General features: G+C 58.7%; 12 protein-coding genes. 5 read left to right on the plus strand and 7 right to left on the minus strand.

The window, feature by feature from the left end; all coding sequences use genetic code 11:
• Window positions 1-20: 20 nt before the first annotated feature.
• The 6 genes from C1Y42_RS15600 to C1Y42_RS15625 all read right to left on the minus strand — a co-directional run bounded on the left by C1Y42_RS15600 (window position 21) and on the right by C1Y42_RS15625 (window position 6,400).
• A complete protein-coding gene (locus tag C1Y42_RS15600) occupies window positions 21-1,646 on the minus strand; it encodes a Na/Pi cotransporter family protein (RefSeq protein ID WP_031279764.1) in 1,626 nt (541 codons plus the stop codon).
• Between the two features lie 108 nt (window positions 1,647-1,754).
• Entirely contained in the window at window positions 1,755-2,747 is a 993-nt protein-coding gene (locus C1Y42_RS15605) for an ABC transporter ATP-binding protein (protein ID WP_021507867.1), read from the minus strand.
• A gap of 2 nt (window positions 2,748-2,749) precedes the next feature.
• Entirely contained in the window at window positions 2,750-3,535 is a 786-nt protein-coding gene (locus tag C1Y42_RS15610) for an ABC transporter permease (protein ID WP_058757571.1), read from the minus strand.
• 1 nt (window position 3,536) lies between these two features.
• Window positions 3,537-4,388: an ABC transporter permease subunit gene (locus C1Y42_RS15615; RefSeq protein ID WP_104093906.1), complete on the minus strand. Its 852-nt coding sequence runs from the start codon at window positions 4,386-4,388 to the stop codon at window positions 3,537-3,539.
• Window positions 4,388-5,197 carry an alkaline phosphatase family protein gene (locus tag C1Y42_RS15620; RefSeq protein ID WP_104093907.1) on the minus strand — a complete coding sequence of 270 codons (810 nt, stop codon included), beginning with the start codon at window positions 5,195-5,197 and terminating at the stop codon, window positions 4,388-4,390. The genes C1Y42_RS15615 and C1Y42_RS15620 overlap by 1 nt, the downstream gene beginning before the upstream one ends.
• A gap of 141 nt (window positions 5,198-5,338) precedes the next feature.
• Window positions 5,339-6,400 (minus strand): ABC transporter substrate-binding protein, encoded by a 1,062-nt coding sequence (locus C1Y42_RS15625; protein WP_058770009.1) that lies wholly within the window; start codon window positions 6,398-6,400, stop codon window positions 5,339-5,341.
• 226 nt (window positions 6,401-6,626) lie between these two features.
• On the opposite strand from C1Y42_RS15625, the gene C1Y42_RS15630 reads away from it, so the two are divergent.
• From C1Y42_RS15630 to ubiA, 4 genes are all read left to right on the plus strand, one after another.
• A complete protein-coding gene (locus C1Y42_RS15630; RefSeq protein WP_021507862.1) occupies window positions 6,627-7,325 on the plus strand; it encodes a UTRA domain-containing protein in 699 nt (232 codons plus the stop codon).
• Window positions 7,326-7,395: 70 nt separating this feature from the next.
• The gene (gene psiE / locus C1Y42_RS15635) at window positions 7,396-7,806 is read left to right on the plus strand and encodes a phosphate-starvation-inducible protein PsiE (protein ID WP_010616618.1); all 411 of its coding nucleotides are present in this window, start codon (window positions 7,396-7,398) and stop codon (window positions 7,804-7,806) included.
• Window positions 7,807-7,898: 92 nt separating this feature from the next.
• The gene (gene ubiC, locus C1Y42_RS15640) at window positions 7,899-8,417 is read left to right on the plus strand and encodes a chorismate lyase (RefSeq protein ID WP_010616617.1); all 519 of its coding nucleotides are present in this window, start codon (window positions 7,899-7,901) and stop codon (window positions 8,415-8,417) included.
• 24 nt (window positions 8,418-8,441) lie between these two features.
• Entirely contained in the window at window positions 8,442-9,308 is an 867-nt protein-coding gene (gene ubiA, locus C1Y42_RS15645; RefSeq protein ID WP_021507861.1) for a 4-hydroxybenzoate octaprenyltransferase, read from the plus strand.
• Window positions 9,309-9,443: 135 nt separating this feature from the next.
• Here the strand turns inward: ubiA and plsB are convergent, their stop codons facing one another.
• Window positions 9,444-11,867 carry a glycerol-3-phosphate 1-O-acyltransferase PlsB gene (gene plsB, locus C1Y42_RS15650; protein WP_031279763.1) on the minus strand — a complete coding sequence of 808 codons (2,424 nt, stop codon included), beginning with the start codon at window positions 11,865-11,867 and terminating at the stop codon, window positions 9,444-9,446.
• Between the two features lie 125 nt (window positions 11,868-11,992).
• Between plsB and C1Y42_RS15655 the strand changes: the two genes are divergently transcribed.
• Window positions 11,993-12,361, plus strand: a complete 369-nt coding sequence (locus C1Y42_RS15655; protein ID WP_058780895.1) for a diacylglycerol kinase — start codon at window positions 11,993-11,995, stop codon at window positions 12,359-12,361.
• The last annotated feature ends 29 nt before the right edge of the window (window positions 12,362-12,390 follow it).

Consider the following 12,390-nt stretch of genomic DNA (forward strand, 5'->3'; position numbering starts at 1 on the left):
ATCGCGCGTTGTAAAAATGATCAATCCACCTCGCGCTCATCGTCCGGCTGGTCCAGCACAGTGTACGCCACCGCGCAGAACAGCGAATTCAGGCGCTTCATATCTCCCAGCAAACCTAAATGCAGCGAACTGGTTTCGATGCTTTGCACATTCTGCCGGTGCAGGCGCTCGACGTGGGCGTGGGAATAACGGCGAATCAGGATGCGGAAACGGTGCTTGGCACGGCGCAGGCGCTTGGCGCTGGTGACGTCGTGTGACAGAAACACCGACAGGCTCAGGCGCAGGTTGCTTAACACCTGCTCCTGCAGCGAATTCAGCTCTTCCAGCCCTTCCGGCGAAAACGCCCGGCGCGCCTGCAGCGATTTGTCCGCCACGTCGGCGCTCATGCGCTCGATAATGTCGCCTGCCTGCTCCAGATTCAGCGCCATCTCAATCACCTCGGCCCAGCGGCGTGAATCCTCTTCCGCCAGATCCTCCTTCGGCATGCGCGCCAGATAGAGCTTAATGGCGGTGTACAGCACATCCACATCATCATCCAGCCGCCGCACTGCGCGCTCCTCGCGCAGTTCGCCCATCACCACCTTGTTGAAGCTCTCCAGCATCTGCTCCACTACATCGCCAATGCGCAGCGTCTCCCGCGCCGCGTTGGCCAGCGCCAGCGCCGGGGTATCCAGCGCGCTGCTGTCGAGGTGTTTAGGTTTGAGATGGGTCTGGTTTTCCGCATCGTCGGCGATCATGCGGCGGCACAGGCGCGCCATTGGTTCGGCAAACGGCACCATCACCAGACAGCGCACCAGGTTGTAGAACACGTGGAAGAAGATCACCATCTCTTCATCGTTAACCGGCAGCTTATCCAGCAGATCGGCGATGTAATCGACAAACGGCAAAATAACGATGCTGCCAATCAGCTTGAACAACAGGCTACCGAGCGCCACCCGCTTGCCGGCAGCATTCGATCCGCTGGCGTTGATCATCGCCAGCAAGCCGCTGCCGAGGTTAGCGCCAATCACCAGACACAGCGCCACTTTGAACGAGATAACGCCGGTGGCGGTCAGCGTGGCGGTAATCAGCACCGCAGCCAGGCTGGAGTAGCTGATGATGGCGAATACCGCGCCAATCAGCGCATCCAGCATGATATCGCCGGTCAGCGTGGAGAACAGTACCTGCACGCCGGCGGCCTGGGTAATGGGTTTGGCGGCGGCGACAATCAGCTGCAGCGCCAGCAGAATCAGCCCGAGGCCGATGGCCGCGCGTCCGATCTGACCGGCGCGCGTCTGTTTGCGGCTGAGGAAAAATACCACGCCAAAAAAGATAAACAGCGGCGACAGCCAGGAGAGATCGAAGGTCAGGATGCGCGCCATGATGGCGGTACCGACGTCGGCTCCCAGCACCACCACCAGCGCGGGCGTCAGGCTGACCAGATTCTGCGCCACAAACGAGGTGACTAATAACGTGGTGGCGTTACTGCTCTGCACCAGCGCGGTAACGCCAATCCCGGCAAGAAAGGCCATCGGCTTTTTTTCCACGCTGCGGCTTAACACGCGACGCAGATCGGCACCGTACACGCGCATCACGCCGGTGCGGACAATGTGGGTGCCCCATACCAGCAGGGCGACGGCGGAGAGAAGGTTAAGCAGGGTTAGCACGAATAAAGGCTCCTATGCGCCAGGCAGAAAACAGGCGGCTGCCTGCCTGGCGATAAGCACAGCCGATAAATACCTGCGTCGCGCTGCGTTGCCAATTTTTCGTTTAATTTAAGCGACCTGGCGCAACGTCGACATCTCTAACTGTAGTCCAATCTGCATGCCGGCGGGGTGTAAATCTGCCACGCTGCGGTTGAGCACATCCACCGACAACTCGACCTGATTCGCCAGCACGCGATAGCGGATCACGTTCCCGAGCAGGCTATGGCTGAGAATGGTGGCCGCGATGCCTGCCTGCGGTGCGCACAGCTGGATGGATTCCGGACGAATCGCCACCTGGCTGCTGAACGGCTGACCGGTCAGCTGCGTTGCCTGTTCGGCACTCAGCAGGTTGTAGTTGCCAATAAAGCCCGCGGCGAACAGATCCACCGGCTGGGTATAGAGCGTTTCCGCGTTGCCGTTTTGCACAATGCGACCGCGGTTCATCAGCACAATACGGTCCGACAGCGTCAGCGCCTCTTCCTGATCGTGGGTGACAAAAATGGTGGTTAGCTTCAGCTCCTGCTGAATGTGGCGAATCTGCTCGCGCAGATGGCGGCGAATGCGGGCGTCCAGCGCCGACAGCGGTTCATCCAGCAGCAGCAGACGCGGCCGCGTCACCAGCGAACGCGCCAGCGCCACGCGTTGACACTGACCACCCGACAGCTGGTGCGGATAGCGGCGCGCGAAGTCGGTCAGCTCCACCAGCGCCAGCGCTTCCATCACGCGTTGCTGAATCTCGCCGGCGGGCAGTTTCTGCATCTTCAGGCCAAACGCGACGTTCTTCTCTACCGTCATATTGGGAAACAGCGCATAGCTCTGGAACACCATGCCAATGGTACGTTTCTGCGGCGGCAACGGCACCAGATCCTGGCCCTGCAGCAGAATGGTGCCGCTGTCGACATCGGTCAGGCCGGCGATGCAGCGCAGCAGCGTTGACTTGCCGCAGCCGCTCGGGCCGAGCAGGGTGACAAACTCACCTTCGTCGGCGCTGAAATCGATGTTTTCAAAAATGGTGGTGGGGCCGTAGCTTTTATTCAGTTGGGTAACGTTCAGGTAACTCATGGTCAGCCTCGTTCAGGATTGAGGGCATTGGCCAGCCAGGTGACCAGCAGGACAACCGCAAAATAAGAGATCACCAGCGCGCTGGTGAAATGCCCGCTGCCGTTGCGCATGTTGTAGAGATAAACCTGCAGCGTTTCATAGCGGGTGCCGACCAGCAGGTTAGCAAAGACAAACTCACCAATCAGAAAGGAGAAGGAGAGCAGCACGGCAATAAACACCCCTTTGCGCAGATTTGGCAGCACCACAAACAGGGCTGCCTGCCAGGTGCTGGCGCCCAGCAGATGAGCCGCGTCAATCAGCTCTTTCAGGTTGATGGCCTGCATATTGTTGGCAATGGCGCGGTAGATAAACGGCAACGCAATGGTGAAGTAACAGCCGATGAGAATCCAGGGCGTGCCGGTCAGCATCAGCGGGCCCGAGGAGTAGAGCTGCAGCAGCCCGACCGACGAGACCACTGGCGGCACGGCAAACGGCATCAGAATCAGCACGTTCATCACCGCGTCCAGTTTTGGATAGTAGTAAGCGATTACAAACATCGCAGGCAGCACCAGCAGCAGGGAGAACAGCAGCGCACCCACGCAGATCAGCAGTGAATGACCGAGCGCGGTGAGGAAGCGAGGATCGCTCCACAGCTGCGTCAGCCACTTCAGGGTAAAGCCCTGCGGCAGAATGGTATCGCTCCACTCGCTGGAGATGCCGTACAGCAGCGTCGCCAGCAGCGGTGCGGCGAGCACGATCAGCAGCAGCCAGACAATCAGGCGGTGGTAGAGTTTTTCGACGCGAGACATGTCAGGACTCCTGTACGCGGGCATGCAGATAGCTGCGACGCACCAGATACTGCTGCACCACGGTAATCAGCGCCATAATCAGCACCAGCAGCATCGCCAGCGCGCCGCCGGTATTGGGATCGAGCGAGATATCGCCTGACACCAGCGCGGCGATGCGCACCGGCACCACGTTGAAGTTGCCGGTGGTCAGCGCGTAAATGGTGGCGTAGGCGCCCAGCGCGTTGGCCAGTAAAATCACGAAGGTGCCGAGCAGCGCCGGAAACAGAATCGGCAGGCCGATGTGCCACCAGTAGCGCCAGCGGCTGGCACCGAGCAGTGCCGCCGACTCTTCCCAGTCTTTCCGCAGCCCGTCAAACGCCGGGTAGAGCAGCAGAATACCGAGCGGAATCTGGAACCAGGTGTAAACCAGCACCATGCCGTCGCGCGAAAACAGCTTAAAGCTGTTCAGCCAGCCGTAGTGGCGCAGCAGCAGCGTCAGGCAGCCGTTAAGTCCGAGCAGGATGACAAAGGCGAAGGCCAGCGGCACGCCGGCGAAGTTGCTGGTCATATTGGTGAACGACAGCAAAAAGCGCTGAAAACGCCCGGTGCCGAGCTTGTGCAGCGAATAACCGGCAAGCAGCGCGATCAGCAGGCCGTAAACGCTCGACCACAGCGAAATATCCAGCGACAGGCGAAAAGCCTGCAGGTAGAACGGTGAAGTGAGGATATCGCTGTAGTTATCGATGCCCCAGCGCTCATTGATATCGCTCCAGAAGCTGTTGATGGCAATCCACAGCAGCGGCGCGAGCTGGAAGGCGATCCAGAACAGCACGAACGGCAGCAGCAGCAGCGAGGCCAGGGTTTTGCCCTTCATCAGCGCGGCTCCGCCAGCAGATCACGACACAGCGGTTTGTCGTGTGGGACGCCGAGCAGGGTGCAGACGGTGCCGCACAGGTCGGTTTGCTGCGGTTCAAGGTCGGGCTGCAGCGAGAAGCTGCGGCCAAAAACAAACAGCGGCACCTGCGTCTCTTCCGGCAGAATACCGCCGTGCGAGCGATCGTCGTTCATGCCGTGATCGGCGGTGACAATCACCTGATAACCGGCGGCCAGCCAGCCGGGCATCCACTGCGACAGATAGCCATCCGCCATTCGTGCCCGGTTACGGTACTGCGATGATGACAGGCTGTGCTTGTGCCCGGCATCGTCGATGTTCATTGGGTGAATCAGCAGGAAATCGGGATCGTGCTGCAGGCGCAGGCTTTCGGCATCCTCAAACAGATGCGAGTCGGGGTAACCGTCGTCCCAGTAGAAATGGCCGTACTGGATCGGCAGGTCGGGCGCGTTAGTGTGGCGATCGCGCGCGGCGTTGAACGGCGAGCGGTTATACAGTTCGCTCACCCAGTGATAAGCGGCAGCGGCGGTAGTGAGTCCGGCGTCGCGCGCGTAGTGGAAGATACTGCGCTGAGTGCTCAGGCGATTGACGCCGTTGTGAATGATGCCGCTGCGCACCGGCGGAATGCCGGTCAGAATGCATTCGTACAGCGGACGCGACAGCGACGGCAGTTCGCAGGTCAGCGTGTAATAGTGACCGTTGCCCTGTTTGCATTCGGCAAACAGATAGCCCATGGCGTGCTGCGCCACCTGATTACTCAGCCCATCGAGTACCACCAGGATTGTTTTCATCCCCGCTCCCTCAGGTGCGCATGAATGCGCACCCTGTAAAAATTGGTGATAGGTACCGGCGCAATGTATTGCGCATTGCCGGAAAACGGATGCGCGATACATCGCGCCGCTACGGTATGTGCGACTGGCAAAACGTCTGCGTTACTGCTTCATGTTAATCACTACATTCTCCTGCCACAGACGCGGCAGCAGTTTTGAGGTCTTATCCCAGGCAGCCTGATCTTTGATCGGGCGGGCATTTTTGTATTCGGACTGTGGCAGCAGCTTGGCCTGCACGTCTGCCGGCAGCGTTAAATGCTCGGCGCGAATCGGGCGCGCATAGCCTTTCGCCAGGTTGATCTGGCCCTCATCCGACAGAATGTATTCACGCGCCAGCTTCGCCGCGTTCGGGTGGCGGGCGTATTTGTTGATAATGGTGGTGTAGCCAGAAGTCACGGACCCGTCCGACGGAATCACCACTTCGTAGCGATTTTTATCAATCTGATCGCGGTAGTTCAGGCCGTTGAAGTCCCACACCACGGCGACCTGAATCTCACCTTTTTCGATGTTGGCGATCACCGGATCGGTCACGCCAAGGCGGCCCTGTTTCGCCAGCTCGCCAAAGAACGCCAGCGCCGGCTTGATGTTCTTCTCGTCACCGCCCAGCGCATAGCTGGCGGCGAGGACGCCGTTTGCCGCCTGAGCTGCCGTGCCGACGTCGCCGATAGTGACCACATACTTACCTTTTTTCAGATCGGCCCAGCTGTGCGGTGCGTCTTTCACCTGCTGCTTGTCGATCAGGAAAGCGATGGTGCCGGTGTAGGCCAGCATCCAGTTGCCATCGGCGTCTTTCGCCCATGCCGGAATCTGATCCCAGTGCGTCGGTTTATAGGGTTGCGCCACGCCTTTGGCGACGGCAATCGGACCGAAAGCGGCGCCCACGTCGCCGATATCGGCGCTGGCGTTATCCTGCTCGGCGGCAAACTTCGCCAGCTCCTGCGCCGAAGACATATCGGTATCGCTGTGCTTCAGACCATATTTGGTGCTGAGATCGTTCCAGGTATCTTTCCAGTTAGCCCAGGTGTCAGGCATACCGACGCTGTTAACCTGGCCTTCGGCGCGCGCGGCTTTTTCCAGTGCGGCAACATCGTTATCGGCGGCATGCGCGGCGGGCAGCGCAAGCAGAACAGCACTGGCTACTACAGAAGAGATAAACGCTTTCATCTCGATTGCTCCGGGTGTAAGTTGTGGGTCGTCGTGGTCTAGTCCAGCAAGAACCGAGCCAATGTAGCCCGGATAGATGAAGGTTTTATGACCGGGGTGTTGAAATGGGATGTGGCGCGTCGTTCCACATGCGGTTACAGCGCGCTAAAGCGTGGGATGTGCCTTGTCACATTGTAGTCATCGAACTGTCATAGTGCAGATTTGCCCCAAAATGAGGCTGAAAAAAATGTCGTCGAAAACCGCAGATGTGATCGCCGCCGCACTATGCGAACGGATTGAAAACGGAGAGTTTGTCACCAGACGATTGCCGGCCGAGCGCGCGTTGAGCGAACAATATTCCACCACGCGCATCACGCTGCGTGAAGCGCTTGGCCTGCTGGAAGCGCAGGGCGTCATCTACCGCGAATTACGGCGCGGCTGGTTTATTGCGCCGCCGCGTCTCATCTATAACCCGGCACATCACAGCCACTTTCACGCCATGGCGCTGCAGCAGGGGCGCATTGCCAGCACTGAGGTGATGGAGGCGCGCGAGGTGCCGGCGCAGCTGGCAATTGCGCGTCATCTGCAACTGCTGGAAGGCGATCAGGTGTACCGCATTCGCCGCCTGCGCCGCATTGATGGCCGCGCGGTGCTGTACGTCGAGCACTACCTCAATCCGGCCTTCTTTCCTGGCCTGCTGCGTGAAGATCTCACCCGCTCGCTGACCGATTTGTATGACCAGCGCTACGGCATTCACTACGGCGGTGCGCGATTTACTATTGTACCCGGCCCGCTACCGGCACGGGCGGCGCCCGCACTGAACGTGGCGAGCGGTACGCCCGGCCTGCTGATTACGCGTATCAACCGTGACCAGCATAAGCGGGTGATTGACTGCGACTGCGAGTACTGGCGTTATGACGCGCTATGCGTTGATGTTGAGGTGTGATGTATTGTGATTTAGATCACATTACAGCATGATAGCGCCAGAAGAATCTCGTCATCTGAGGCGCAAAATAATGACAACAAAACCAGCGGCGGGGCAGCTTATTGCTTCGGTATTACAGTGGGTACTGAACATTGGCCTGGTGATTCTGGCCGTTATTCTGGTGGTGTTTCTTGGTAAAGAGACCATTCACCTGGCGAATGTGCTGTTCAGCACCGGTGAGCAGGCGTCCTCGTATCTGCTGATCGAAGGCATTGTGATCTACTTTCTCTATTTCGAGTTTATCGCGCTGATTGTGAAGTACTTTCAGTCCGGCTATCACTTTCCGCTGCGCTACTTCGTCTATATCGGGATCACGGCGATTATTCGTCTGATCATTGTCGACCATAAAAATCCTTTCGATACGTTGTGCTACTCGGCGGCCATTTTGATTCTGGTGGTGACGCTGTGGCTGGCCAACAGTAACCGCCTGAAACGCGAGTAATTCCTCCCGCGACGCCAGCGTGGCACAAGCAGATGTGTCACGCTGAGCGCGGTGCGCTACACTAGGGCAACTTTTTTACCGGAGATGTCCTGATGTCGCATGACGCGCTGCGCCAGTTACGCGCACTGCACTGGCTGCCAGCCTCTTCCCCGTTACTTTCACCGCCGCTGCTTGACTGGCTGCTGGAAGAAGACTCAATGACGCGCCGCTTTGAGCAGCACTGCCAGCAGGTTACCGTACAACTGCTGCGGGAAGCGTTCATTACCGCCGATGAGATGCCGCAGGAAGCGGCGTTTCTGCCTGCCGACACGCGCTTCTGGCTGCGTGAAATCGTGCTGTGCGGTGACAATGAACCCTGGCTGATTGGCCGTACCGTGGTGCCGGAGAGCACGCTGAACGGCCCGGAACAGATGCTGCAAAATCTCGGCACGCGACCGCTGGGACGCTATCTGTTTTCCTCCTCGACGCTGAGCCGCGATTTTATCGATCCGGGCCAGATTGATGACCTGTGGGGACGCCGCTCGCGGCTGCGCCTGTCCGGAAAACCGCTGCTGTTAACTGAACTGTTTTTACCGGCGTCGCCGCTGTACCGCGCGCTGAAGCAAGGATAACGCCCCGTGCAAAAGACTTTAACCATGAGCAAATGGCAGGCCTATAGTCGCCTGATGCGTATTGATAAACCGATTGGCACGCTGCTGCTGCTGTGGCCGACGCTGTGGGCACTGTGGCTGTCCGGCATGGCGATTCCGCCGCTGTCGGTGCTGCTGGTGTTCGTCCTCGGCGTATTTGTGATGCGCGCGGCGGGCTGCGTGATTAATGATTACGCCGACCGTAACGTCGACGGCCACGTGAAACGCACCGCCGCGCGACCGTTAGCCAGCGGTGCAGTGACGGAGAAAGAGGCGAAGCTGCTGTTCGCCGGCCTCGGTCTGCTGGCGTTCCTGCTGGTGCTGACCATGAACCGCATGACTATTCTGTTGTCATTTGGCGGGCTGGCGCTGGCGTGGGTTTATCCCTTTATGAAACGCTATACCCATCTGCCACAGGTGGTGCTGGGCGCGGCGTTTGGCTGGGCGATTCCGATGGGCTGGGCGGCGGTTAGTGAGTCCTTACCCTTTGTCTGCTGGCTGGTGTTTCTTGCCAATATTTGCTGGACGGTGGCTTATGACACCCAGTACGCCATGGTTGACCGCGACGACGATCTGAAGATTGGCGTGAAATCGACGGCGATTCTGTTTGGGCGTTACGACAAGCTGATTATCGGGCTGTTACAGCTGGCCGCGCTGGGCCTGATGGCGCTGGTGGGCATTTTACTGCATCTGAACGGTGCGTTTTACTGGTCGCTGCTGCTGGCGGGCGGGCTGTTTGTGCATCAGCAGAAACTGATCGCCGGGCGTGAACGTGAGCTGTGCTTCCAGGCATTCCTCAACAACAACTACGTTGGCCTGGTGCTGTTTATTGGCGTGCTGCTCAATACCCAGCCGTTTGTCGCGCTGTTTTGATGGTGGGGTGATTAACCCCGGCGGTGCGTCGGTCGCCGCAGTGGGAAGCGCGTTCTTTCCGCGTCTGAATTCTGACAACGAAAACCGCGGCGCAATCTGGCGTGTGACAGATGCGCCGCGGTTTCCAGTCGTCCATTAGTCGTGCGCCACGGCACTCTCAATGGTCAGACGGACATCGCTGGTGACCAGTTCGGCCAGCATCTGCCACATCATATTGGTACGTTCAGCATCCGCATCACCGGAATCACTGATATAGCCTTCATCACGCAGCGACAGCACCAGCGCGGTAAAGACCGCCTTATCAAAGAACTCCGGCGCATTGATACCGTGCAGCACTGACAGACGCTGAGCCAGCGTGCGGCTCTCTTTCTCCAGCGTGCCACGGTTAATGGTCGGCTTGGCGCTGAGAATGGCGAAGGTAATGGCGAAACGCTGCAGCGTTTCACGAATCCCGGCCGCCAGCAGCTGCAGCGTACGGTAACGCGCCGCACTCATTTTCAGCTGGCCTTCCTGTACGGTAATCAGCCCCTGCCGCGCCATTTCGGCGCAGAGCGCATTCAGCAGGGCCGGCAGTTCGGCACTGTCCCAGCGCAGGAACAGTTCGCTCTTCAGCATCGGATAGACCAGGCTGACCTGACGCAGCAGTTCCGCCTCGCTGATCTCCCGATGCTGCTGCACGATAGCGGCAATCAGCGACGGCATCACCAGCATATGGTGGATGTTGTTGCGATAGTAGGTCATCAGCACCGCCTGCTCGCGCGGCAGAATGATGATCTCGCCAATACTGTCCTGCTCGGTCTCGAACTTGTTCATGCCCATGGCGTGATCGAGCAGCGCTTCAGCGCTGAGATCCGGCACGGTTGACTCGGGTGAGTACGGCACATTGCGCAGCAGCTGGGTATAGCACTCCAGCTGTTCCGTCAGCTGTTCACGCGTCAGCGAGCGCTGGCGCGATGCCAGCAGCGCGGTCACGCACAGGTTCATGGCGTTGGCCGCGCCGGCTTCGTTGATGCGAACCATCAGACGTGCCGCGATATCGTTCACTACCGGCGTCATCCACGCCGGACGCTGAGGATCGATAGGGTCAATCGCGTCGCGCCACTCCGGAACCTGTTTATTGAGATAGTTAACCAGCGACAGCGGCTCACCGAAGTTCACATAGCCCTGGCCGAGGTTACGCAGCTTGCGCAGGCCGCGCACCATCTGCATGAAGCCCTCTTTCTCTTTCGCGGCACCGCGCAGCTCTTTGGCATAAGTGCCGACTTCCATCACGTGCTCATAACCGATGTAGATCGGCACAAAGGTGATAGGACGGCTGCCGCCGCGCAGCAGCGCCTGTAACGTCATCGACAGCGTGCCGGTTTTCGGGTCGAGCAGACGGCCAGTACGTGAGCGCCCGCCCTCAACAAAATACTCAACCGAATAGCCGCGGCTGAACAGCTCGCCCAGATACTCGCGGAACACCGTGGAGTAGAGCTTGTTGCCTTTAAAGGTACGACGAATAAAGAAGGCACCGAGGCGACGGAAAATCGGTCCGGCTGGCCAGAAGTTGAGATTGATACCGGCAGCAATGTGCGGCGGCACCAGGCCCTGATGATAGAGCACGTAGGACAGCAGCAGATAATCCATGTGGCTGCGGTGGCAGGGCACGTAAACAATTTCGTGACCATCCTGCGCCAGCTGGCGCACGCGTTCGCCGCCGTGCACGTTAATGCCCTGATATAGCCGACTCCACAGCCAGCCCATCACACGGTCAGTCACGCGGATCGCTTCGTACGAGAAATCCGCCGCCACTTCTTCCATCATTTCGATGGCATTCTGCTGCGCTTTTTCATGCGAAATCTTCTTGCTGCGCGCTTCGTCTTCAACCGCTTTCTCAATCGCTTTGGATTGCAGCAGCTTGTTGAACAGATCCTGGCGTGCCGGCAGACGCGGGCCGACGGCTGCCAGCCGCTGGCGGGCAAAATGAATGCGCGCGACACGTGCCAGTTTCTGCGCGATCGACTGATCGGTACCGTGTTCGGTGGCCATCTGACGCAGCGAAACCGTGGGCGAGAAACGGACAAAGCTGTCGCGACCGTGCCACAGGATGGCAAAGAACTTCTGTATGCCGTTAAGAATACGCAGATGTGGCGTCGGTTCGCCCTGAATTTCACGGCCTGGCGCACGGCCAAACATCACGGAAACCGGCAGCATCTGTACGTCCAGCGCCGCATTATTGCGGTGCAGATCGAGGTAGTCATGGAAAAGCTTGACCGACTCCGGGTTCGCCACGAAATAGGGGAAGACGCGCGGCCCATCGTGAATAAATACGTGGCGCGGCAGCAGGGTGCCGTCAATCTCCAGCGGCGCCAGCGGATCCGGCAGATCGTGCTTCAGGCACTGTGCGCGTAGCGTGAGCAGGTCCGCCTTTGAATCATAAGGCAAAACATACATCACCGGACGGGTCGGATCGATACCGTGTTCCGAGATCGGATCGGTCGGAATGACCTTACTTTTTACCAAAATAGAGAGTGGTAAATTCAACAATTTGTAATAGAGTTTACGCCAACCTGACATAGACAACTTGAAGCCTCTTGTTAGCAAAGCGCGGCAAGCATACCAGAAAGTGCGGCGAAGATCTGTGGCTGTGCCACCTCGCGCGCCCAGACATTGACGTCAAAAACAGTTAAGGGTTCCACAACATGGCAAATAACGTCACCGGTTTCCTGAGAATCATTAAAGCCGCCGGTTATTCCTGGCAGGGGCTGCGCGCTGCCTGGCAGCATGAAGCCGCTTTTCGCCAGGAGGCGATTGCCGCACTGGTCGCGGTTGCCATCGCCTGCTGGCTGGATGTCGATATCATCACGCGTGTGTTGCTGATTGGCTCGGTGGTGCTGGTAGTCATTGTTGAGATCCTTAATAGTGCCATCGAAGCCGTGGTGGACCGTATTGGTCAGGAACGCCATCCGCTGGCGGGACGCGCCAAAGACATGGGCTCGGCGGCGGTACTGCTGGCTATCTTACTGGCTCTGTTTGTCTGGATCGCGCTGCTTTGGTCGCATTTGCGATAAACATTCCACATTCATCAAGCCGCTGATTT

Origin of the sequence: Pantoea sp. ICBG 985, assembly GCF_002928365.1 — a bacterium.
GTDB lineage: Bacteria > Pseudomonadota > Gammaproteobacteria > Enterobacterales > Enterobacteriaceae > Pantoea > Pantoea dispersa.

What these genes read in the sequence shown, in the direction of transcription:
- C1Y42_RS15605 (WP_021507867.1), bottom strand. Translation starts at nt 2,747, where the DNA reads ATGAGTTACCTGAACGTTACCCAACTGAATAAAAGCTACGGCCCCACC.
- C1Y42_RS15610 (WP_058757571.1), bottom strand. Translation starts at nt 3,535, where the DNA reads ATGTCTCGCGTCGAAAAACTCTACCACCGCCTGATTGTCTGGCTGCTG.
- C1Y42_RS15615 (WP_104093906.1), bottom strand. Translation starts at nt 4,388, where the DNA reads ATGAAGGGCAAAACCCTGGCCTCGCTGCTGCTGCTGCCGTTCGTGCTG.
- C1Y42_RS15620 (WP_104093907.1), bottom strand. Translation starts at nt 5,197, where the DNA reads ATGAAAACAATCCTGGTGGTACTCGATGGGCTGAGTAATCAGGTGGCG.
- C1Y42_RS15625 (WP_058770009.1), bottom strand. Translation starts at nt 6,400, where the DNA reads ATGAAAGCGTTTATCTCTTCTGTAGTAGCCAGTGCTGTTCTGCTTGCG.
- C1Y42_RS15630 (WP_021507862.1), top strand. Translation starts at nt 6,627, where the DNA reads ATGTCGTCGAAAACCGCAGATGTGATCGCCGCCGCACTATGCGAACGG.
- psiE (WP_010616618.1), top strand. Translation starts at nt 7,396, where the DNA reads ATGACAACAAAACCAGCGGCGGGGCAGCTTATTGCTTCGGTATTACAG.
- ubiC (WP_010616617.1), top strand. Translation starts at nt 7,899, where the DNA reads ATGTCGCATGACGCGCTGCGCCAGTTACGCGCACTGCACTGGCTGCCA.
- ubiA (WP_021507861.1), top strand. Translation starts at nt 8,442, where the DNA reads ATGAGCAAATGGCAGGCCTATAGTCGCCTGATGCGTATTGATAAACCG.
- plsB (WP_031279763.1), bottom strand. Translation starts at nt 11,867, where the DNA reads ATGTCAGGTTGGCGTAAACTCTATTACAAATTGTTGAATTTACCACTC.
- C1Y42_RS15655 (WP_058780895.1), top strand. Translation starts at nt 11,993, where the DNA reads ATGGCAAATAACGTCACCGGTTTCCTGAGAATCATTAAAGCCGCCGGT.